The sequence below is a fragment of the Streptomyces sp. NPDC054834 genome, from assembly GCF_053611185.1.
In genome coordinates this window covers 62,597-80,735 of record NZ_JBSGZV010000021.1, presented here as the reverse complement: position 1 = coordinate 80,735, position 18,139 = coordinate 62,597, and the positions used below count along the sequence as shown (strand labels likewise).

General features: G+C 71.5%; 22 protein-coding genes and 1 pseudogene. 10 read left to right on the top strand and 13 right to left on the bottom strand.

Translation table 11 applies throughout. From position 1 onward, the window contains the following. Nucleotides 1-35 precede the first annotated feature (35 nt). The 4 genes from ACWGJM_RS26550 (at nucleotide 36) to ACWGJM_RS26535 (ending at nucleotide 3,243) form a co-directional block, all read left to right on the top strand. On the top strand, nucleotides 36-680 hold the full coding sequence (locus ACWGJM_RS26550; protein ID WP_453414215.1) for an HdeD family acid-resistance protein: 645 nt from the start codon (nucleotides 36-38) through the stop codon (nucleotides 678-680). Between the two features lie 76 nt (nucleotides 681-756). Beyond that, nucleotides 757-1,218, top strand: a complete 462-nt coding sequence (locus ACWGJM_RS26545) for an SHOCT domain-containing protein (protein ID WP_453414214.1) — start codon at nucleotides 757-759, stop codon at nucleotides 1,216-1,218. Nucleotides 1,219-1,254: 36 nt separating this feature from the next. Then, a complete protein-coding gene (locus ACWGJM_RS26540; RefSeq protein ID WP_453414213.1) occupies nucleotides 1,255-1,701 on the top strand; it encodes a DUF7144 family membrane protein in 447 nt (148 codons plus the stop codon). Between the two features lie 159 nt (nucleotides 1,702-1,860). Beyond that, nucleotides 1,861-3,243 carry a hypothetical protein gene (locus ACWGJM_RS26535; RefSeq protein ID WP_453414212.1) on the top strand — a complete coding sequence of 461 codons (1,383 nt, stop codon included), beginning with the start codon at nucleotides 1,861-1,863 and terminating at the stop codon, nucleotides 3,241-3,243. A gap of 4 nt (nucleotides 3,244-3,247) precedes the next feature. On the opposite strand, the gene ACWGJM_RS26530 is transcribed toward ACWGJM_RS26535, so the two are convergent. Together ACWGJM_RS26530 and ACWGJM_RS26525 are read right to left on the bottom strand one after the other, a co-directional pair. Next, on the bottom strand, nucleotides 3,248-3,535 hold the full coding sequence (locus tag ACWGJM_RS26530) for a DUF1905 domain-containing protein (protein WP_453414211.1): 288 nt from the start codon (nucleotides 3,533-3,535) through the stop codon (nucleotides 3,248-3,250). A 74-nt stretch (nucleotides 3,536-3,609) separates the two neighbouring features. Continuing rightward, a complete protein-coding gene (locus ACWGJM_RS26525) occupies nucleotides 3,610-3,993 on the bottom strand; it encodes a nuclear transport factor 2 family protein (RefSeq protein WP_453414210.1) in 384 nt (127 codons plus the stop codon). A gap of 332 nt (nucleotides 3,994-4,325) precedes the next feature. Here ACWGJM_RS26525 and ACWGJM_RS26520 point away from each other — a divergent pair, with 332 nt between their 5' ends. Further along, the gene (locus tag ACWGJM_RS26520; RefSeq protein ID WP_453414275.1) at nucleotides 4,326-4,736 is read left to right on the top strand and encodes a hypothetical protein; all 411 of its coding nucleotides are present in this window, start codon (nucleotides 4,326-4,328) and stop codon (nucleotides 4,734-4,736) included. Nucleotides 4,737-4,752: 16 nt separating this feature from the next. Here ACWGJM_RS26520 and ACWGJM_RS26515 read toward each other — a convergent pair whose 3' ends face one another. From ACWGJM_RS26515 to ACWGJM_RS26505, 3 genes are read right to left on the bottom strand one after another with little or no spacing between them, the layout of a single operon-like run. Next, nucleotides 4,753-5,178, bottom strand: a complete 426-nt coding sequence (locus tag ACWGJM_RS26515) for a PRC-barrel domain-containing protein (RefSeq protein WP_453414209.1) — start codon at nucleotides 5,176-5,178, stop codon at nucleotides 4,753-4,755. After that, a complete protein-coding gene (locus ACWGJM_RS26510) occupies nucleotides 5,178-5,840 on the bottom strand; it encodes a PRC-barrel domain-containing protein (protein WP_453414208.1) in 663 nt (220 codons plus the stop codon). Before ACWGJM_RS26510 ends, ACWGJM_RS26515 begins: the two co-directional genes overlap by 1 nt. Continuing rightward, nucleotides 5,840-5,983 carry a hypothetical protein gene (locus ACWGJM_RS26505; protein ID WP_453414207.1) on the bottom strand — a complete coding sequence of 48 codons (144 nt, stop codon included), beginning with the start codon at nucleotides 5,981-5,983 and terminating at the stop codon, nucleotides 5,840-5,842. The genes ACWGJM_RS26510 and ACWGJM_RS26505 overlap by 1 nt, the downstream gene beginning before the upstream one ends. Before the next feature lie 188 nt (nucleotides 5,984-6,171). Between ACWGJM_RS26505 and ACWGJM_RS26500 the strand changes: the two genes are divergently transcribed. Beyond that, nucleotides 6,172-6,630, top strand: coding sequence for an ATP-binding protein (locus ACWGJM_RS26500; RefSeq protein WP_453414206.1), 459 nt, complete (start codon nucleotides 6,172-6,174; stop codon nucleotides 6,628-6,630). Nucleotides 6,631-6,637: 7 nt separating this feature from the next. Here ACWGJM_RS26500 and ACWGJM_RS26495 read toward each other — a convergent pair whose 3' ends face one another. Further along, nucleotides 6,638-7,519, bottom strand: coding sequence for an RNA polymerase sigma factor SigF (locus tag ACWGJM_RS26495; protein ID WP_453414205.1), 882 nt, complete (start codon nucleotides 7,517-7,519; stop codon nucleotides 6,638-6,640). A gap of 216 nt (nucleotides 7,520-7,735) precedes the next feature. Between ACWGJM_RS26495 and ACWGJM_RS26490 the strand changes: the two genes are divergently transcribed. Next, nucleotides 7,736-8,101 carry a helix-turn-helix domain-containing protein gene (locus ACWGJM_RS26490; protein WP_453414204.1) on the top strand — a complete coding sequence of 122 codons (366 nt, stop codon included), beginning with the start codon at nucleotides 7,736-7,738 and terminating at the stop codon, nucleotides 8,099-8,101. 21 nt (nucleotides 8,102-8,122) lie between these two features. Here ACWGJM_RS26490 and ACWGJM_RS26485 read toward each other — a convergent pair whose 3' ends face one another. Then, complete coding sequence (locus tag ACWGJM_RS26485) at nucleotides 8,123-9,328, bottom strand: epoxide hydrolase family protein (protein WP_453414203.1); 1,206 nt, start codon at nucleotides 9,326-9,328, stop codon at nucleotides 8,123-8,125. 123 nt (nucleotides 9,329-9,451) lie between these two features. Here ACWGJM_RS26485 and ACWGJM_RS26480 point away from each other — a divergent pair, with 123 nt between their 5' ends. Beyond that, nucleotides 9,452-9,934: a VOC family protein gene (locus ACWGJM_RS26480; protein WP_453414202.1), complete on the top strand. Its 483-nt coding sequence runs from the start codon at nucleotides 9,452-9,454 to the stop codon at nucleotides 9,932-9,934. Nucleotides 9,935-9,970: 36 nt separating this feature from the next. Here ACWGJM_RS26480 and ACWGJM_RS26475 read toward each other — a convergent pair whose 3' ends face one another. The 5 genes and pseudogenes from ACWGJM_RS26475 to ACWGJM_RS26455 form a co-directional block, all read right to left on the bottom strand. Next, complete coding sequence (locus ACWGJM_RS26475) at nucleotides 9,971-10,843, bottom strand: aminoglycoside phosphotransferase family protein (protein WP_453414274.1); 873 nt, start codon at nucleotides 10,841-10,843, stop codon at nucleotides 9,971-9,973. A gap of 87 nt (nucleotides 10,844-10,930) precedes the next feature. Then, nucleotides 10,931-11,809, bottom strand: coding sequence for a geranyl diphosphate 2-C-methyltransferase (locus ACWGJM_RS26470; protein ID WP_453414201.1), 879 nt, complete (start codon nucleotides 11,807-11,809; stop codon nucleotides 10,931-10,933). 44 nt (nucleotides 11,810-11,853) lie between these two features. After that, nucleotides 11,854-12,936: pseudogene (locus ACWGJM_RS26465) on the bottom strand (family 2 encapsulin nanocompartment cargo protein terpene cyclase); the annotation flags it as partial. Further along, nucleotides 12,911-14,353 (bottom strand): family 2B encapsulin nanocompartment shell protein, encoded by a 1,443-nt coding sequence (locus ACWGJM_RS26460; protein WP_453414200.1) that lies wholly within the window; start codon nucleotides 14,351-14,353, stop codon nucleotides 12,911-12,913. The pseudogene ACWGJM_RS26465 and the gene ACWGJM_RS26460, both read right to left, overlap by 26 nt. 232 nt (nucleotides 14,354-14,585) lie before the next feature. Beyond that, nucleotides 14,586-15,593, bottom strand: coding sequence for a zinc-binding alcohol dehydrogenase family protein (locus tag ACWGJM_RS26455; RefSeq protein WP_453414273.1), 1,008 nt, complete (start codon nucleotides 15,591-15,593; stop codon nucleotides 14,586-14,588). Between the two features lie 167 nt (nucleotides 15,594-15,760). On the opposite strand from ACWGJM_RS26455, the gene ACWGJM_RS26450 reads away from it, so the two are divergent. Next, the gene (locus ACWGJM_RS26450) at nucleotides 15,761-16,558 is read left to right on the top strand and encodes a VOC family protein (RefSeq protein ID WP_453414199.1); all 798 of its coding nucleotides are present in this window, start codon (nucleotides 15,761-15,763) and stop codon (nucleotides 16,556-16,558) included. Between the two features lie 30 nt (nucleotides 16,559-16,588). After that, nucleotides 16,589-17,284 carry a ribonuclease H family protein gene (locus ACWGJM_RS26445; protein ID WP_453414198.1) on the top strand — a complete coding sequence of 232 codons (696 nt, stop codon included), beginning with the start codon at nucleotides 16,589-16,591 and terminating at the stop codon, nucleotides 17,282-17,284. A 31-nt stretch (nucleotides 17,285-17,315) separates the two neighbouring features. Here the strand turns inward: ACWGJM_RS26445 and melC2 are convergent, their stop codons facing one another. Beyond that, on the bottom strand, nucleotides 17,316-18,137 hold the full coding sequence (gene melC2 / locus ACWGJM_RS26440; RefSeq protein WP_453414197.1) for a tyrosinase MelC2: 822 nt from the start codon (nucleotides 18,135-18,137) through the stop codon (nucleotides 17,316-17,318). Nucleotides 18,138-18,139 lie beyond the last annotated feature (2 nt).

The window sequence follows — 18,139 nt, the reverse complement described above, 5'->3', positions numbered from 1 at the left end:
CACGAGCGCCGCGACCGATCGCGCGAGGAGGAGCCATGACCACATCGCATGATCCGTCGGCGACCAGTGGACCGGAAGGCATGCCCGGCGGGGCGGCTCCGCCCACGGAAGGTGCCGAGGACGCCCTGGGCCGGCTCGGCCGTTCGTGGACCTGGATCCTCGCTTCGGCGGTCGCGACGATCGTGCCGGGCGTGCTGGTACTGGTCTGGCCGGACGAGACCCTGCACGTACTGGCGGTCCTCATCGGCCTGTACCTGCTGGTGTTCGGGGCGTTCCGGTTCGTGGCCGTGTTCGGCCGGGAGGGGCACGGGGAACGGCTTCCGGGGCTGGTGGTGGCCGTGCTGTACGTCCTGGCCGGGGTGCTGTGCCTGCGCAACCCGCTACAGACGATCGCCGCTCTCTCGGTGATCGTCGGGATCGTCTGGCTCGCCTCCGGCATCCTCACCCTCTACACGGCCCTGGCCGCCAAGGACCTGCCGCACCGCGGCGCCGTCCTGGCGGGCGCCGTCCTCGCCATCGTCGCGGGGATCGTGGTGCTCGCCCTGCCGGCCGAGTCGGCTCGTGCGCTGACGCGGCTCCTCGGCCTGTGGCTCGTGCTGCTCGGCCTGGCCGAGGCCGGAGTCGCCTTCGCCTGGCGGTCGGCGCTGCGCAGGTCGGACAAGGTCACCCGCGCCGGGTGAGGCGCCCGGTTCTCGACGTGGGCACGCTGAGAACGGCATGGAACGGCTGGGCGAACGCCCAGGACGGAGGAGTGACATGAGCGCGCAGATGTACCTCGCGTACGACTATCCGCTGCTGAGTGCCTTCATGACGATGCTCTGGTTCTTCCTGTGGGTCTTGTGGTTCGTCCTGCTGTTCCGGGTCATCGCCGACATCTTCCGTGACGACGAGATGGGCGGCTGGGGCAAGGCCGGCTGGCTGCTGTTCGTCGTCTGCCTGCCATTCCTGGGCGTGTTCGTCTACCTCATCGCACGGGGCAAGGACATGGGCCGCAGGGAGATGGCGCAGGCGCGTGCGCAGCAGCAGGCCCTCGACAGCTACGTCCGGGAGACCGCGGGCGCCGGGAGCGGTCGCAGCAGTGCCGACGAACTCGCCCGGCTGTCCGAGATCCGGGCCCGGGGCGACATCACGGACGACGAGTTCCGCCGTGCGAAGGAGCTCGTCCTCAGTGGCCACGGGCCGGCGGAGAAGCCGGGTACCACCGCGTCCCCCCGCTGACGGACACACCCAACGGCAACGAAACGAGGTACTGGTATGACCGCGTCACAGAGTGCGCCCGAGACGACGGCGAGGCAGCAATGGGCCGGCGGCCTCACGATGTTCGGAGCCGTCATGCTCATGATCGCCGGAGTGCTGGACATCTTCCGGGGCATCATGGGGATCGCCCAGGACGACGTCTTCGTCACCACGCGCAACTACGTGTTCCAGTTCGACCTCACCGGCTGGGGCTGGGTCCATCTGATCCTGGGCGCGGTCGCGGTGATCGTCAGCCTGGGGCTGTTCCAGGCCTCGCTGTGGGCGCGCATCGCCGGCGTGACCATCGCAGCGCTGATCATCATCGCCAACTTCCTGTCGCTGCCGTACTACCCGGTGTGGTCGGTCGTCATGATCGCGATGTCGGGGTTCGTCATCTGGGCCCTGTGCGTGGTGCAGCGCGAGGCCTCACCCGACATGTTCGGCCGCCAGCGCGGCGGGATGTGAGGCGGTCGGGGGGCGCGGCGCGGAGGACCCCCGGCCGGAGGACACCCGGTCGGGGGTCCTCCGCTGGCCCGCGTTCCGGCGGCCTTGTCTCCTGGTAGGGCCGACGACGGGCAGCCGCCCCGGCCGGGTGCGCCCCGTCAACGAGGACGGGAGTGCTCCATGCCGCCACAGGACGCCGAGGGTGAGCCGGGCAAGCCGCGCGAGAGCGAGCTGGACGAGCTGCACCGGCGGGTCGCCCAGCTCGAGTCGACCGGCCCGTCGGCGCCACAGCGCCGGCATGCCCTGCGTACCACCGGATCGGTGCTGCTCATCATCCTGGCGTCGATCCTGTCGATCCTGGCCGTCACGGCCGTCTGGGCACGCGACCAGATCACCGACACCGACCGGTTCGTGGCGACCATGGGGCCCCTCGCGAGCGACCCCGATGTGCAGCAGGCGGTCTCCCGCCGGGTCACCGACGTCGTGGTCCAGAAGATCGACGTGCCGGGCCTGGTCGACCAGCTGTCCAAGGCGGCGTCCCAGCCCGGCGTCCCGCCCCGTGTGTCCCAGCTGATCGGCCCGCTGACCGGGCCCATCGAGAACGGCGTGAAGAGCCTCATCGGCGCGGCCGCGGACCGGGTCGTGACGAGTCAGGCCTTCGCGAAGGCGTGGACCGACGCGATCACGCTGGCGCACAACGCCATGGTCAAGGCCCTGACCGGGGAGGGTGGCGCGGTTCGTCTCTCCGGCGACCAGGTCACCATCGACCTGGCACCCGTCATCGACCAGGTCAAGACGCAACTCGTGGACGCGGGCCTGGCGCCGGCCGCGAAGATCCCGACGGTGCACACCCAGTTCACGGTGTACGCCTCGCCGAAACTCCAGAAGCTACAGCTCTATCTGCGGCTGCTTCAGATCCTCGGCAACTGGCTCCCGGTGGTCACGGTGCTGGTCGCGGCCGGGGGCGTCTACGCCGCCTGGAACCGCAGACACGCGCTGATCGGCGCCGCGCTGGGGATCGCCGCGGCCATGCTGGTACTCGGCATCGGGCTCACGGTCTTCCGCACGTACTTCCTCGACCAGTTGCCGTCGGATGTCTCCCCGGGCGCGGCGGGCTCCGTCTACGACGCCCTGGTGCACTTCCTCAGGAAGGCCGCTCGCGCGGTGGGGGTGCTGGCCGTGCTGGTCGCGCTCGGCGCGTTCTTCGCCGGTCCCTCCCGGATCGCGACGACGACCCGGGCCGCGTGCACCACCGCGGTCGGCGGCGTCCGCCAGGTCGCCGAGCACGTGGGCTTCCGGGCCGGGCCGGTGGAGCCGTTCGTCCGGCGGTGGAAGCGGTGGATCGGGATCGTGATCCTCGTCGGCGCCTCGATCGTGTTCGTGTTCTGGGACCATCCGACCGGCATGGTGGTGTTCTGGTTCGCCGTCGTGGTCCTGGCCCTGTTCGGCGTACGTGAGTTCTTCGCGCCGGGCCCCGGACTCGCCGGACTCGAGCCGCGTGAGCCCGGCCCGCCCCCGCCGCCCCGACCCGGGCCCGCCCCTCAGCCCGGGGCGACCGGGTGAGCCCTCACGGGCCGAGCCGCTCCCTCAGGCGCACGGTCACCGTGTCGCCCTCGTCCTTTCCGATGGCCCTGCGCACGCTCGCCCGCACGGGCAGCTTGTGCGTGCCGTCACCCAGAGCCATGAAGGAGCTCTCGAAGGGGTGGCCGTCGACCGTGCCGCGGACCTTGACCAGTCCCCGGGTGCCGAAGAAGGCCACGGATTCGGGCCACACCACATAGGTCCAGCCACCCTTGGTCGGGCTCCTGCGCAGGACGGCGCTGAATTCCGCGTCCACTCTCCCGGTCGTCACCATGATGTTCCTCCGCTCGCCTCGTTCCTCTCGGGAAGGAGACCGCCGCGAGCGGAGAAACTCATCGCCCGACCGCGTCACGCCCCGGTCGGCACCCGGTCCAGGAAGCCGAGCACCGACCTGATGCGGCCCTCCGCGTCCAGCGTGACCACGTCGAAGCCCGCCACAGGCGCCGAGCCGTCGGCCTCGTTCACCAGCTCCCAGGCGAAGCGGGCGGTGTCGTGGTGCCCGTCCACGGCGCCCAGCGGACGGAAGACGAAGCCGGGGAACTGCTCGTGTGCCCCGGCGATCACGGCGGCGATCCCCTCGTGCCCGGCGACGTCCGCCAGCGGGTCGGTGTAGGAGCCGTCGGCCGTCCAGGCCGCGGCGACCGCCTTCGCCAGGGCCTCCGGCTCGGTGGCGTTCCAGGCCTCGAAGTAGCGGGCGGCGGCGGTCTGGTAACGGTCGGTGTTCACGGACATGGCGAATCAGCCTCCATCGAGGTCGCGAATGCTGGTCGGGAACCGGATCCTCGGTGCGTCGAACCGGTGTGACCACCATGCCCGCGGCCGCCGGGGAAGGTCGATTACCCCCCGGGTAATGACGGCGGCGAGGGCGGGAGAGCGGGGGCACGCGCCTCGGCGGATTCCGGCCAAGAACACCGGCGAATATGCCAACAGACTGGCCGGAAAGTCATGGTGACAGAGTGTCAGTAGTGAAGATACTCGAACGTCAGGGGCACTTCACCGCACAGGAGCCGCACGGAAAGCGAGGGCCCGGCCGACGGAAGAGCGACGCGACGGGGGAGTGGATCGTGCACGACGAATTCCTGTGCCATGTCACCGCGTACGGCTGGTGCGACGGACGGCGCATCGGTGTACCGCTCGGCAGCTACCGGGCGCCCACCCTGGCGCTGGCCCTGTGGTGGCTGCGTGACCGGGCCCTGTGGATCGCCGAGCGGCTCGACCCGCAGCCGGACAGCCCCCACTACCCGCCGAACGCCCTCGCGCCGGTCCCGGACACCGTCACCGACGTGCCCGGGGTGCTGCGCGCCTGGTGCGCCGACGAGAGCCGGCAGGAACTGGTCGCCGACGAACTGGCCGACGGCCGGCTGGTGCGGATCGCGGCGAGCGACGAGACCACGGAGTACGAGCTGCTCGCGGAGTCCGTCGACGCCCTGCGGATGCAGCGCACGATCCCGGCGCTCGTCGTTCCCGTCGCCTGACACGTGACACCGTGACTCAGCCGGCGCGGACGACCAGGGCGTAGTCGCCCAGGCCCAGCAGGCGGTCGGCCGGGATCGCGCCGAATGCCGTGCAGACCGTCTCCACGCGGCCGGTCGCCGGGTCGAACGCGAGGTCCTGAACGGTGCCGCGCTCGTCTCCGGCCTCCGTCAGGATCCGGTGGTGCAGGGCCTCGTGATGCGGCGGCGCCGGGGGCGCGGTGGTGTCCGGCGCCGGATCCGGGCGGACGAGTACGGCGTCGGGGCCGACCGCGTGCAGCGCCGCCCACGGCAGCACGGTGTCCCCCCGGCCGCGCCGCGCGCCGACCCGGACGTGTGTGACCGTCCGGGCGGCGGCGTCGACCGTCAGGGCCTTCACCACGCCGATCTCGGCCGCCTCCGCGAGGGTCACCACGGGCAGGCCCCGCACCTGCGAGTACAGCATCACGGCAGTGGCCCCTTCGGTGGGTTCGGCGGGTTCGCCGGGTGACCGTCCGCATCGCCGCGGGCGTGGAACGCCTGGACCTGACCGACGAAGCTCGGAAGGTCCTCGGCGACGTACAGCGTCGCGTCCGCGGGGACGACCAAGGCCTGGCCGGAGACCGCGAGGGTCTCACCGCGCGGGACGTACACCTTGTGCCGGCGGCGGCTCGAGCCGCCGCCCGCCAGCGACTTGCTCGCCGCGATCCGGAAGCCGACGACCCGGCCGCTGGCGCCGCCCTCCACGACGACGTCGAGCACCGTGCCGACCTCCGTCCCCGCGTCGGTCAGCACCTTCGCGCCCAGCACCCGGCCCTTGACCGCTTCCCGTCGGACGACCACGGCGGCCGCCTCGGTCAGCACGCCCGGATCACGGACCATGACCGCGTGATGCCCCAGGGAGTGCACGCCCGACCAGGGCAGGCTCTGCTTGAGCGGGCCGGAGAGCAGGCCCCGGCCGCTCAGGGTGAAGCCCGTGATGCGGCCGGCCGGGGCGTCGAAGACGGTGTCCTTGATCTGCGCGACCGCGTCACCCGAGAGCGTGACCACCGGCAGGGTCGAAAGACTGCGCGCGGCCATCAGCTCCGAGCCCACCCGCCCGGGCCCCGACAGCACATGCCCGGCCATCACACGCTCCGTCCGCCGTACCGGCGCCCGCGCCGCACCGCGATCACCGTCCCCGACCGCCGGCCGGCCTGGACGCCCAGCACCGACAGCGACGCGACCGCCACCGCGGCCACCACCAGGACCAGCCACACCCACCAGGCCACCGTCCACCTCCGGCCCTCCGTCCCGGCCGCCCTCGGCCGGAGCCACCCTCTTCGGGTGCCCCCAACCCGCGCGCCGATGCCCGCTGTGCGCGCTGGGCGAACGGCCGGCTGGACTGCACGGCGCCTGTCGGGGTACGAGGACTGGTGCAGCAGTGACCGGCAGGGTCCGCAGTCCGAGAGAGAAGCGCATGACCGACCACGTGGACGGGGCAGTGATACCAAGTGGTTTCGACGTGCCCGTGGAACCTCTGCGACGGGCGGCGCACTTCACCGGTGAACCTGGAAGCATCGCCGAGGCGCGGTCCTTCGCCGCGCAGTTCCTCGACCAGCTGAGGACCGAGTGGTGCGCCCGCATCGACGCCCGCGCCGACGGCGAACTGCTCCTCGTGGTCAGCGAGTTGGTCACCAACGCCGACCGGCACAGCAACGGGCCGTACATCCTGGAACTGGAGGGTACGGACACGGCCGTCTCCGTGTCCGTCTACGACAGCAGCGTCGCCCTGCCCCGGCGCTTTCCGCGTGACCCCCAGCGGGTGGGCCGCCACGGCCTGGAGATCGTGCACGCGCTGGCCGCGGAGGTCACCGCCGAACGCGTGCCCGTCGGCAAGAAGGTACGTGCCCTGGTGCAGCTTCCCACTGAGCCGTGAGGGCGGGTCAGGCGCAGCCCAGCTCGCCCAGCATGCCCTGCCTCAGGCGGGTGATGATCCGCTTGATCAGGCGTGAGACGTGCATCTGGGAGCAGCCGAGGCGCTCGCCGATCTCCGCCTGGGTGGCCTCCTCCACGAACCTCATGTGGATGATCTGCCGGTCCCGTTCGCTGAGTTCGGCCATCAGCGGGGCGAGTGACTGGAAGTCCTCCACCAGCCGCAGGCCCTCCTCCTCGACGCCGATGAAGTCCGCGAGCACCGCCTCGCCGTCCTCGGGCCCGTCGCCGGTGAGCGCCGCGTCCAGGGACGCGGAGTTGTACCCGTTGGCGGCCAGCTGCGCCTCGACGACCTCTTTCTCGGTGATGTTCATCAGGGTGGCGAGCTCGCCGACCGTCGGATCGCGGTCCAGCCGGCTGGAGAGTTCCTCGCGCGCCTTGGCCAGCTCGACCCGCAGTTCCTGGAGCCGCCGGGGCACGTGCACCGCCCAGGTGGTGTCCCGGAAGAACCGCTTGATCTCGCCCACGATGTACGGCAGCGCGAACGAGGTGAACTCCACCTCGCGTGCCAGTTCGAACCGGTCGATGGCCTTGATCAGGCCGATCATCCCGGTCTGGACGATGTCCTCCATGTCGTCACCGCGGTTGCGGAACCGCCCTGCCGCGAACCGCACCAGCGACATGTTCATCTCGATGAGCGTGTTGCGGGCGTACTGGTACTCGTGCGTACCCTCCTCCAGCACGGTCAGACGCTGGAAGAACTGGCGGGACAGCTCGCGTGCGTCACGGGGAGCGATCGTGCGCGGGTCCTCGATCCCGGGCAGCGATCCCTCGCCCGCCTCGGCGGTCCTCTCGGCGACCACTGCTTGCGACCGGATCCCGGCGGTATTCATTGCCTCTCCCACGAAAGTCACGGTTCGACGTCTGCCTCTTCGGCTAGGTGTTCCGGATACCTGCCCCAGGACTGTGTGGCGGGCGGCTACCCGGAAAACAGTCATCCATGCGTGTCCCACGGTGCGGGTACCCCGAGTGACGCAACGCATGCGGGTGGTGCGCCCAGGTGGCGGAAACCGTGCTCCCCGCAAGCCGGTGACGCCTAGGCTGACGGCGTGACCGATCGAGCGCCGCACCAGCCCCGAGCCGTACCTCTGCACCCCGCAGACCCGTCCCCGGCACCCAGGGAACCCCTGTGGCGCGATCTGGTCGGCGACGTGCTCCGCCGGGAGCGCCTGGCGCAGGAGCGCACGCTCAAGGAGGTCGCGGACGCCGCGCGGATCTCCATGCCGTATCTCTCGGAGGTCGAGCGCGGCCGCAAGGAAGCCTCCTCGGAGGTCCTCGCGGCCGCCGCCCACGCCCTCGGCCTGGGCCTTGGCGACCTGCTGTCGCTGGCCCATGGGGAGCTCACCCGGCAGCAGGCGAACCGGAGCCGTCAGGTGTCCCGCACGCCGTACCGGGGGCTGTGCCTGGCCGCCTGACGGGCCGCCACCGGGACGGCCTCAGCCGGCACCCTTCTCGCGCAGCTGCCGGAAGAACGCCCGCACGTCCTCGACGAACAGGTCCGGCTCCTCCATGGCCGCGAAGTGCCCGCCCCGGTCGAACTCCGTCCAGCGCACGATGTTCTCGGTCCGGTCTGCCTTGTGCCGCAGCGGTATCTGGGGTTCGGCCGGGAACAGCGCGAGGGCGGTGGGGGCCGTCGACGGCTCGGCCGGAGCGGCGGAGCGGCCGGTGGCGTGCGCCCGCTCGTAGTAGATCCGGGCGGACGAACCCGCCGTGCCGGTCAGCCAGTACAGCATCACGTTCGTCAGCAGCAGGTCCCGGTCGACGGCCTCCTCCGGCAGCTGCTCGGAATCCGTCCACTCCCGGAACTTCTCGATATTCCAGGCGAGTTGACCGACGGGTGAGTCCGTCAGCGCGTACGCCAGGGTCTGCGGCCGGGTCGACTGCTGGGCCGCGTACCCCGCCCCCTCGCGGAGATACGCTTCCCACCGGTGCCAGGAGTCGAGTGTCCGCCGGCGCTCCTCGGGACCGAGCCCTGCCAGCTCCTCTTCGGTGGGCTCGGTGGCCGCCTGCGCACCGGGCAGCAGGTTGAGGTGGAGCCCGATCACCCGGTCGGGGTGCGCGCGGCCCAGTTCGCGGGAGATCGCCGCGCCCATGTCGCCGCCCTGCGCGCCGAACCGCTCGTAGCCGAGCCGCCGCATCAGCTCGACCCAGGCGTCGGCGACCCGGCCCGGCTCCCAGCCCGGCTCGGTCGTCGGCCCGGAGAGCCCGAAACCCGGGATGCTCGGCACCACGACGTGGAAGGCGTCGGCCGGATCGCCGCCGTGCGCCGCCGGATCGGTGAGCGGCCCGACGACGTCCAGGAACTCGACGACGGAGCCGGGCCAGCCGTGGGTGATGACCAGTGGGGTGGCGTCCGGCTCCGGGGAGCGCACGTGCGCGAAGTGGACGTGCGCCCCGTCGATCGTGGTGGTGAACTGCGGCCACTCGCCCAGTCGCGCCTCGGCCGCTCGCCAGTCGTACTCGTGCCGCCAGTACCGGACGAGGTCGCGCAGGTAGTCGGCGGGGACGCCGTACGCCCAGCCCGTACCCGGCAGCTGGTCCGGCCACCGGGTGCGGTCGAGGCGCTCGTACAGGTCGTCCAGGTCGCTCTGGGGGATCGCGAGACGGAAGGGGCGGACGCTGTCGGCAGGGGATGACGTCATGGTCGCGATGCTAGTTGCGAGCGCCGCTTGGGCCATTCGGATTAATTGGCGGCCCGGCCGATGAGTTTCGCGGCGCGGACCGGTCGATACAGATGACCGCGTTCCACGCTCCAGGAGGTGCTCATGACCACCGACGGATTCACCACGTGTCTCTGGTTCGACGGCCAGGCCGAGGAGGCCGCCCACTTCTACGTCTCGGTCTTCAAGAACGCCGGCATCGGCCGGATCACCCGCTGCAACGAGGCCGTTCCGGGCCCGGTCGGCTCGGTACTGACCGCCGAGTTCACGGCCAACGGTCAGAAGTTCGTCGCGCTCAACGGCGGCCCCCAGTTCACGTTCAACGAGGCCGTCTCCTTCCAGATCATGTGCTCGGACCAGGAGGAGATCGACCACTACTGGAACAAGCTCACCGAGAACGGCGGCGAGGGCGGCCCCTGCGGCTGGCTCAAGGACAGGTACGGCCTCTCCTGGCAGGTCGTCTACGACCGGCTGATCGACATGATCGGCGGCCCGGACCAGGAGAAGGCGACCCGTGCGACCCGGGCCATGATGTCCATGGGAAAGCTCGACGTCGCCGAACTGGAGAAGGCTTACGCGGGGGAGTGACCGACGCGCCGGCCGCCCCCGGTGGGCGGCCCGCCCTCACTCGGCCAGGATCTCCGCGATCGCGTGCCGGGAGTTCTCCGCGAGCGGCGGGTTGGTCTCCCAGTAGTACGGCAGCTGGATCAGCGAGATCGACAGCGCCCAGCCCCGCCCGCGCGCCCACTGCGCGTCGTCGGCGCCGACGGCCTCGCGGAAGGTGCCGCGGGCGGACGCGGGCAGCAGGTTCCAGGCCACGATCAGATCGACGGCCGGATCGCCCACTCCCACGGTCCCGAAGTCGATCACCGCGCTGAGCCGCCCGTCCACGACCAGGACGTTGCCGGGCGACAGGTCCCCGTGCGCCCAGGCGGGCGCCCCGGTGTGCCGCGGGGCCCGCAGGGCCTCCTCCCACCGGGCCGTCATCCCGGCGGTGTCGATGCCCCGGTCCGCCAGCCGGGCGATGGCGTCCCGCGTGGGTGCGTCGCGGGTCGCCAGGGGCACGCCCCGGTGCTGGGGCGGCCCGTCCGCCGGGTCGATCCGGCGCAGCGCGCGGACGAACCCGGCGAGATCACGGGCGAGCGCCTCGGGCTGCTCGAGCTCCCCGGCGACCGGATTGCGTCCCTCCAGCCAGCGGTACACCGACCAGGGCCACGGAAAGCCCGCGCCGGGGCCGCCCCGCCCGATCGGCTCGGGCGTGGACACGGGCAGCCGCGGCCCCAGCAGGGGCAGCCGGCGCTGCTCGTGCGCCACGTCGTCCACGGCACCGGGATGCCGGGGGAGCCGTACGATCTTGTCCGCGCCGAGGCGGAACATGGCGTTCTCGGTTCCGGAGGACTCCAGGCGCCGCACCGGCAGCGACGCCCACGCGGGGAACTGGCCGGCGATCAGCCGGCGGACGAGCGGGACGTCGACGTCGACCTCGTCCGCGCGCATTCTCATGGCACACACGGGCCCCATTCCAACGGTCGACGGGCGTGCTGTCGAAGGGTTTTGACGGCACGCCCGCCCCACCGCCCGGGCTCAGACCCGGTCGGCCGCGATCAGCAGGTACTGGAAGCTGCCGTTGCGGTAGGCCTTCAGGAACGTGTCCTCGATGCCCGTGACCAGGTGGTCGGCCTGCTTGCGCAGCTCCCAGTACGGGATCGTGGCCGCCGTCAGATCCTGCACATGGACCGGCACCAGGCGGTTGTTCGCCATGGCCCGGAAGTACGCCGACCGGGGGTGGATGTCGCAGATGTAGTGCGCGTTGATCAGGGACACCTCGCGCGAGGCCTGCCCATAGGTGTCGTTGTAGCAGCCGGTGATCACCACATAGCGTCCGCCGCGCCCGAGCAGCCGGGCGTGCTCGGCGAACAGCAGGTCCAGCTCGACGTACATGGTGGACTCGTTGTTCCAGGAGGCCGCGTAGGCGCCGGAGGGGAAGCCGGTGTCGAGCATGTTGCGGTGGTGGTAGCGCACCTTGCCGTCGATGCCCCGCTTGCGGGCCTGCTCGTTCGCGAACCCGGCCTGCTTGGCGGAGATGGTGACGCCGTCGGCGTGGCAGCCGTACCGCAGGTTCGCCACCACGCTGCCGCCGCCCCGGCCGCACCCCGCGTCGAAGACCCGGTCGGTGGCCGAGAGCGGGCCGAGGTGGGAGGCGAGCAGCTCGGCCTGGGCGTGTTCCAGGCGGTGGAGTTCGGCGGTGACCCGCTCCCGGCGCAGGGCGGCGTCGGGCTCGTCGAGCACCGACCAGTCGGCTTCACCGACGCCGTAGTGGTGGTGGTAGAGGTCGTCGATCTTCCCGAGTTCGAGGTTGACCGGGTTCTCCTCGGCGTTCCAGTAGTCCGCGACGCGGTTCTGGTACGTGGACTGGGTCGGCACCGGGACCGGCGTGGTGCCGGCGACGGGGGCGGTGGTCAACAGTGACTCCTCACTGGTGTGTCTGACACGGGGTCGGCGGGGGGTTACCAGTAGTTGGGCAGGTGGTAGCGGTGGCTGTTGGTCGCGTGCCATTCGTGGTTGCCGGACACCCAGGCGGCCAGGCCCTGTGCGTAGCGCTCGACGAGCGGCGAGGTGGCGGACAGCAGGGCCGACTCCTCCTCGAAGGACGCCATGATCCGGTTGTGGATCTCGACGGACTTCAGGTAGGCCGCCTTCAGCCCGCACCGCTCGTTCGCGGCGACCACCTGGGGCAGGTTGAGGTGCGTCGGGTCGTTCGCCAGCTCCTTGGTGAAGGAGTACAGGTCGTTGACGATGGTGGTGGCGTTGCAGGCCAGGGCGGTGATCCGCTGGATCTCTGGCCGGGCATAGACCTGTTCGGGCAGTTCGTAGCCGTCCACGGCGTCCACGATCGACAGACACGGACGGAAGTTGTTGAACTGCCGCATCACGAGGTATTCCCAGACCCGGGGCACGTACCGGGTCTCCGCCCAGGCGGCCTCACCGAGGTAGCCCAGGTGCAGTCGGGCGATGTCGTGCGTGAAGCGGGTGGTCTGGCTGGGCGTGGCGAGGACGGCGAAGTCCTTGAGGGCGAAGTGGTACGAGCGCAGCGGACCGTCGGCCCGCATGCCGTGCCGCCACTCCTGCTCCAGTTCGGGGGTGCCGTGGTACGGGTCGATCGCCGACTGGGCCATGACCAGCCGGCCGCCGAGCCCGCGCGGGGAGCCGCCCCGGTCCTCGCAGTAGCAGTCGTCGACGATGTTCTCGGCGAGCAGCAGCTTGCCGGCGACGGTGAGGCGTTCCAGGTCGGCCGCGCCCGGGTGCTGGAGCACCACGGCCCGGCCGAACTGGAACCCGGCGAAGTCCCCCGTCCAGGACGCGGGGAACAGGTCGAGACTCCGGGCCCAGGCCTCCAGCCGGCGGTCGACCTCCGCAGCCTGCTCCGGGTCGGCGGGCGCGGCGGGCCGGTACAGCAGCCCGGGGATCGCTCCGGTGCGCCGGGCCCGCACCGACCGGGCGAGATTCGGCGGGCCGGGCAGCGGAAGGGAGGTGGGAGGTGCGCTCATGGGGTGCTCCGGGCCGTCACTCGGCCGTCCGGCCGATCTGGACGTTCTCGAGGATCCCCGCGGCGTCGGGGACCAGGATGGCCATCGAGTAGTAGGCGGTGACGAGGTAGTTGATGATCGCGGCGGTGCCGATGCCCATGAAGCGGACGTTGAGGCCGGGCTGGTGCTCCTCCGGGATGCCGGTCTGGTAGAGGCCGACGACCCCCTGGTCCGCCTCTCCGGTGCGCAGCGCGAGGATGCTGGTGGTGTGCTGCTCGGTGACGGGGATCTTGCCGCACGGGAAGATCGGCACCCCGCGCCAGGCGGGGACCTCGTGTCCGTCGACGGTCGCGGTGCCGGGCACCAGACCGCGCCGGTTGCACTGCCGGAAGAAGGCCGCGATCGCCTTGGGGTGGGCGAGGAACAGCTTGGTCTTGCGCCGCATGGAGAGCAGCTCGTCCATGTCGTCCGGGGCGGGCGGGCCGGTGAAGGTGCTGATGCGCTGGCTGTAGTCGGTGTTGTGCAGCAGCCCGAACTCCCGGTTGTTGACCAGTTCCCACTCCTGGCGTTCGCGGATCTCCTCGATGGTGAGCCGGAGTTGCTGCTGGGTCTGGTCCATCGGGTTGTTGTAGAGGTCGGCGACGCGGGTGTGGACCCGCAGCACGGTCTGGGTGAGGGACAACTCGTATTCGCGGGGGCTGAGTTCGTAGTCGACGAACCCGCCGGGCAGCGTCGGCTCGCCCACGTGGCCGGCCTGCACCGGGACGTCCGCCTCGCCCTTGCGGTTCATGGGCCTGCGGTTCCGCTCGACGTACGCCGCAAGGTGTGCGGCGAGGGAGGGCACCCGCTCGGTGAACTCGGTGACGACGGCCCACGGCAGCGCCAGCACCACGCCCGAGGTCTCCGCCCGCACCGAGCCCAGCCACAGGGGGTCGGACTGGCCGACGGCCTCGTCCCCCATCTGGGCCCCGTCGGAGACCACCCCGAGGATTTCCTCGTCGCCGTACTTTCCGTTCGTGTAGCGGATGAACCGGCCGTGGGCGACGAGGTAGGTCTCGGTGACCGGTTGCCCGGCCTCGAACAGGACCTGGCCGGCCCGCACCTCGCGGGGCTGGAACCGGCCGGCGATCTCCCGCAGCACGTCGAGGTCTTCGTAGCCGCGCAGGGCCGGCAGTTCGGTCAGTGTCTCGGGGATGACCCTGATGTCGTCGGCGCCGTTGTGCTCGAAGTGCACCCGGCCGCGGCCGGTGCTCAGCTGAAGACGGCGGTTGACCCGGTAGGTGCCGCCCTTGACGTCCACCCACGGCAGCGACTTCAGCAGCCACCGCGAGGTGATGGCCTGCGTCTGCGGTTCGGACTTGGTGGTGGTGGCGAGCTGGCGTGCCGCCCGGGTGCTCAGACTGGTGAACTGCCCGTCGGCCGCGGGATCGGGGGCGGGTTCGTCGACGGCGGAGCCGGTGGCGCTGTCCGGTGCGGACACTTTCCCTCCCGGGAGCTGAACAGGGGTGGCCGGATCGGTGGGTGGTGAGCGAGGTGATCGTGTGCGGGGACAAGCCAAACAGCAGTGGTGAGGTGCCGGGTACGGCGCGAAAGGGGCGGTTTCATGCCTCGGTGGTGCAAACCTGCCGTTCGGGGCGAATGGGGCGGTGTGTTGTGATCGCGCGCCGGGCACGCGCTTCCGTGTCCGGGCGTGCGCGAGTGTGGCGGCGGCTTCAGGAGAGGTCGTTGACCAGTACCGCCGCCCCGTCGAAACGGCCGGCCTTCAGGTCCCTCAGGGCCTGTGGGGCCCGTGACAGGGGATAGGCGTGCGTCCGCGCCCGGACCCCGTGCAGCGCGGCCAGCCCCAGGAACTCCCGGGCGTCCGCGCGGGTGTTGGAGGTGACGCTGCGCAGCTCCTTCTCGTAGAACAACTCGGTCTCGTAGTGCAGCGGCGGGACATCGCTCAGATGGATGCCGGCCACCGCCAGGACCCCGCCCCGGTCGAGGGCGCGCAGCACCACCGGGACCAGGTCGCCGGCCGGCGCGAACAGGATCGCGGCGTCCAGGGGCTCGGGCGGCGGGTCGTGGACGTCGCGCGCCGAGGCGGCGCCGAGTTCACGCGCCAGCCGCCGGGCGGCCTCGCCCCGGGTCAGGACGTGCACGGTGGCACCCTCCGCCAGCGCCACCTGAGCGCACAGGTGGGCGCTGCCCCCGAAGCCGTACAGCCCGAGCCGGCCGCCCGGCGGCAGCCCGGTGCGCCGCAGCGCGCGGTGGCCGATGATCCCGGCGCACAGCAGCGGCGCCGCGGCGGCGTCGTCCAGACCGCCGGGCAGCCGGTGGGCGAATCCGGCCGGGACGGTCGTGTACTCGGCGTAGCCGCCGTCGGCGTCCCAGCCGGTGTACTCCGAGGCCGGGCACAGGTTCTCGGCGCCGCGCAGGCAGTAGACGCAGGAACCGTCGGTCCGCCGCAGCCAGGCCACGCCCACGCGCTCGCCCACCGTGAAGTCCCGGGCCGCCGCCCCGGTACCCGCCACCACACCGACCACTTCGTGTCCCGGGGTCACGCCGGGCCGCCGCACCGGCAGATCACCCTCGGTGACGTGCAGATCGGTGCGGCACACCCCGCAGGCGAGTACCCGGACCAGCAGCTCGTCGTCCCCGGGCACCGGCACCGGCCGCTCCACGAGCCGCAGGGGATCGCCCTCGACCGGCCCCGGGCGGACCACCGACCACGCCCGCATCGTCGCCGAACCCGTCCCCGTCGCGTCCGTCATCCCGTGCCCCGTCCCGCCGAAGGCCGCCGTCTCCTCCCAGTCTCCGGCGGCCGGGCGGGTTCGGCGCGCGGGCCGCCCGGAGGGTGACTAGCGTGAGGTTCCGGAGAGTCCGTCGCACGGGAGAGGCCACGATCATGGCCGTACGACCTGAGGGAACCCCCTGCTGGACCGATGCGATGTTCGGTGACGTCGAGCAGGCCAAGAGCTTCTACGGAGACGTCCTCGGCTGGACCTTCGGCGAGTCGTCGGCGGAGTACGGCAACTACACGCAGGCCTATGCGGACGGCAAGGCGGTGGCGGCCGTGGTGCCGCCGATGCCGGGGCAGGAGGGGCAGTCGCAGTGGTGCCTGTACCTCGCCTCCGCGGACGCCGCCGCGACCGCCGAGAGGATCCGCGAGAACGGTGGCGAGGTGCTGATGGAGCCGATGCAGGTCGGCGAGTTCGGCACGATGTGCCTGGCCCGTGAGCCCGCCGGTGCCGTGTTCGGGCTCTGGCAGGGCGGCACCCACGAGGGCTTCGAGGCGACGGCGGTGCCCGGTGCCTACTGCTGGGCCGAGTTCTTCACCCGGGACCCGGAGCGGACGGACGCCTTCCTGTCGGCGGTCTTCCCCTACGCCATGCAGCAGATCGACGACGCCAACGTCGACTTCCGGCTGTTCAGGGTGGGCGACGACACCGTCCTGGGCCGGATGAGGATGGGGGAGGAGTTCCCGCCCGAGGTGCCCTCGTACGTCAACGTCTACTTCACGGTCGGCGACTGCGACGCCGCCGTCGCCCGCGCCACCGAGCTCGGCGGTGTCCTGCGGTTCGGCCCGATGGACAGCCCCTTCGGCCGCTTCGCCGCGATCGGCGATCCGCAGGGCGCGAACTTCTCGGTGATCGACATCACGACCGCGCGGGGCGAGATGCCGAAGACCACGGACGTCTCCTAGGGCGGTCCGGGAGGCTGGTGCGGGCGTGGCATGATCGGGGCCATGCGTGAACGAGTTGTGGCCGCGTGCGACGGGGCTTCTAAGGGGAACCCCGGTCCGGCGGGCTGGGCGTGGGTGGTCTCCGACGACGCCGGGAGCCCGGCCCGCTGGGAGGCCGGCCCGCTGGGCACCGCCACCAACAACGTCGCCGAACTCACCGCGCTGGAACGCCTGCTGGCGGCCACCGACCCGGGCGTGCCGCTGGAGATCCGGATGGACTCCCAGTACGCGATGAAGGCAGTGACCACCTGGCTGCCCGGCTGGAAGCGCAAGGGCTGGAAGACGGCTGCCGGCAAACCCGTCGCCAACCAGGACCTGGTGGTCCGCATCGACGAGCTGCTCGACGGCCGCTCGGTCGAGTTCCGCTACGTGCCCGCCCACCAGGTCGACGGCGACCCGCTGAACGACTTCGCCGACCGCGCCGCCAGCCAGGCGGCGACCGCGCAGAGCGCGGCGGGCAGCGACCTCGGCTCCCCGGAGCCGCCGCCCTCGCCCGACGTCCCGGTGACCAAGGCGCCGCGCAGGAAGGAGCCCCGCGGCACCGGCGGCGGCTCGTCCTCCCGCACGATCAAGGCGAAATTCCCGGGCCGCTGTGTGTGCGGCCGCTCCTACGCGGCCGGCGAGTCCATCGCCAAGAACGCGCAGGGCTGGGGCCATCCGGAGTGCCGTACGGCCGTCGAAGCCTGATCACGGCCGACTCCGCTCGGGCGGGGCCCGCTCAGCTGTCGAAGGTGTAGAACGCCGTGTGGTCCAGCAGGTCCGCCGGACGCACGTCGTTCCACGGCTTCATCGTCTCGTTCAGGTCCACCACGTCCGGCGTTCCGCCGCCCGGCACGTACCCGGCGTCCGGGTGCCGGCGCCGCCACTCGGCCCACAGCTTGTCGATGTAGGCGTGGTGCAGCCAGAACACCGGGTCGTTGGGGGAGACTCCGGTGGCCATCTGCCCGCCGACCCAGACGTGGACCCGGTTGTGCAGGTTGACCCCGCGCCAGCCCTCGAGGTGGTTGCGGAAGCCGTCCGAGGCGCTGTTGAAGGGCGCCATGTCGTACGTCCGTATCGCCAGCACCGACTCGACCTCGGCCGGCGTCGGCAGCTCGCGCACCGCGGAGCCGAGCGAACGGCGCAGGAACGTACGGCCGTCCACGCGGACGTTGATCGGCCAGTTCCCGGCCGAGGCGGCGAACGGCCCGTCCGTCACCCGGCCGTCCAGGCTCCGCCCGGTGCCGCCGAGGAAGTCCGGCGCCCACAGCGAGGCGCGGGCCGTGCGGTCCGTGCTCCAGTCCCAGTAGGGCAGCGCGACCGACGCGTCCACCTGCTGAAGCGCTCCCTCGAAGTCGAGCAGGAATCTGCGGTGCCAGGGCAGGAAGGACGGTGAACGATGGCCGGTCCGCTCGCCGGTGTCGGTGTCGGACATGATGAAGGCGTTGTGCGTCCTGACGAACTCGTCATAGCGGCCACTGCGCTTGAGCTCCAGGACGGCGGCGACGAACCGCCGCTTCTCGTCGGCGGTCAGGGCGGCCTGGTTCTTGCGTACGGTCATGT

Coding starts and splice junctions, on each gene's coding strand:
- ACWGJM_RS26450 (WP_453414199.1), top strand. CDS start 15,761: ATGGCCGTACGACCTGAGGGAACCCCCTGCTGGACCGATGCGATGTTC.
- ACWGJM_RS26500 (WP_453414206.1), top strand. CDS start 6,172: ATGACCGACCACGTGGACGGGGCAGTGATACCAAGTGGTTTCGACGTG.
- ACWGJM_RS26545 (WP_453414214.1), top strand. CDS start 757: ATGAGCGCGCAGATGTACCTCGCGTACGACTATCCGCTGCTGAGTGCC.
- ACWGJM_RS26485 (WP_453414203.1), bottom strand. CDS start 9,328: ATGACGTCATCCCCTGCCGACAGCGTCCGCCCCTTCCGTCTCGCGATC.
- ACWGJM_RS26495 (WP_453414205.1), bottom strand. CDS start 7,519: ATGAATACCGCCGGGATCCGGTCGCAAGCAGTGGTCGCCGAGAGGACC.
- ACWGJM_RS26525 (WP_453414210.1), bottom strand. CDS start 3,993: ATGTCCGTGAACACCGACCGTTACCAGACCGCCGCCGCCCGCTACTTC.
- ACWGJM_RS26455 (WP_453414273.1), bottom strand. CDS start 15,593: ATGCGGGCGTGGTCGGTGGTCCGCCCGGGGCCGGTCGAGGGCGATCCC.
- ACWGJM_RS26540 (WP_453414213.1), top strand. CDS start 1,255: ATGACCGCGTCACAGAGTGCGCCCGAGACGACGGCGAGGCAGCAATGG.
- ACWGJM_RS26510 (WP_453414208.1), bottom strand. CDS start 5,840: ATGGCCGGGCATGTGCTGTCGGGGCCCGGGCGGGTGGGCTCGGAGCTG.
- ACWGJM_RS26550 (WP_453414215.1), top strand. CDS start 36: ATGACCACATCGCATGATCCGTCGGCGACCAGTGGACCGGAAGGCATG.
- melC2 (WP_453414197.1), bottom strand. CDS start 18,137: ATGACCGTACGCAAGAACCAGGCCGCCCTGACCGCCGACGAGAAGCGG.
- ACWGJM_RS26535 (WP_453414212.1), top strand. CDS start 1,861: ATGCCGCCACAGGACGCCGAGGGTGAGCCGGGCAAGCCGCGCGAGAGC.
- ACWGJM_RS26475 (WP_453414274.1), bottom strand. CDS start 10,843: ATGCGCGCGGACGAGGTCGACGTCGACGTCCCGCTCGTCCGCCGGCTG.
- ACWGJM_RS26445 (WP_453414198.1), top strand. CDS start 16,589: ATGATCGGGGCCATGCGTGAACGAGTTGTGGCCGCGTGCGACGGGGCT.
- ACWGJM_RS26530 (WP_453414211.1), bottom strand. CDS start 3,535: ATGGTGACGACCGGGAGAGTGGACGCGGAATTCAGCGCCGTCCTGCGC.
- ACWGJM_RS26515 (WP_453414209.1), bottom strand. CDS start 5,178: ATGCTGTACTCGCAGGTGCGGGGCCTGCCCGTGGTGACCCTCGCGGAG.
- ACWGJM_RS26480 (WP_453414202.1), top strand. CDS start 9,452: ATGACCACCGACGGATTCACCACGTGTCTCTGGTTCGACGGCCAGGCC.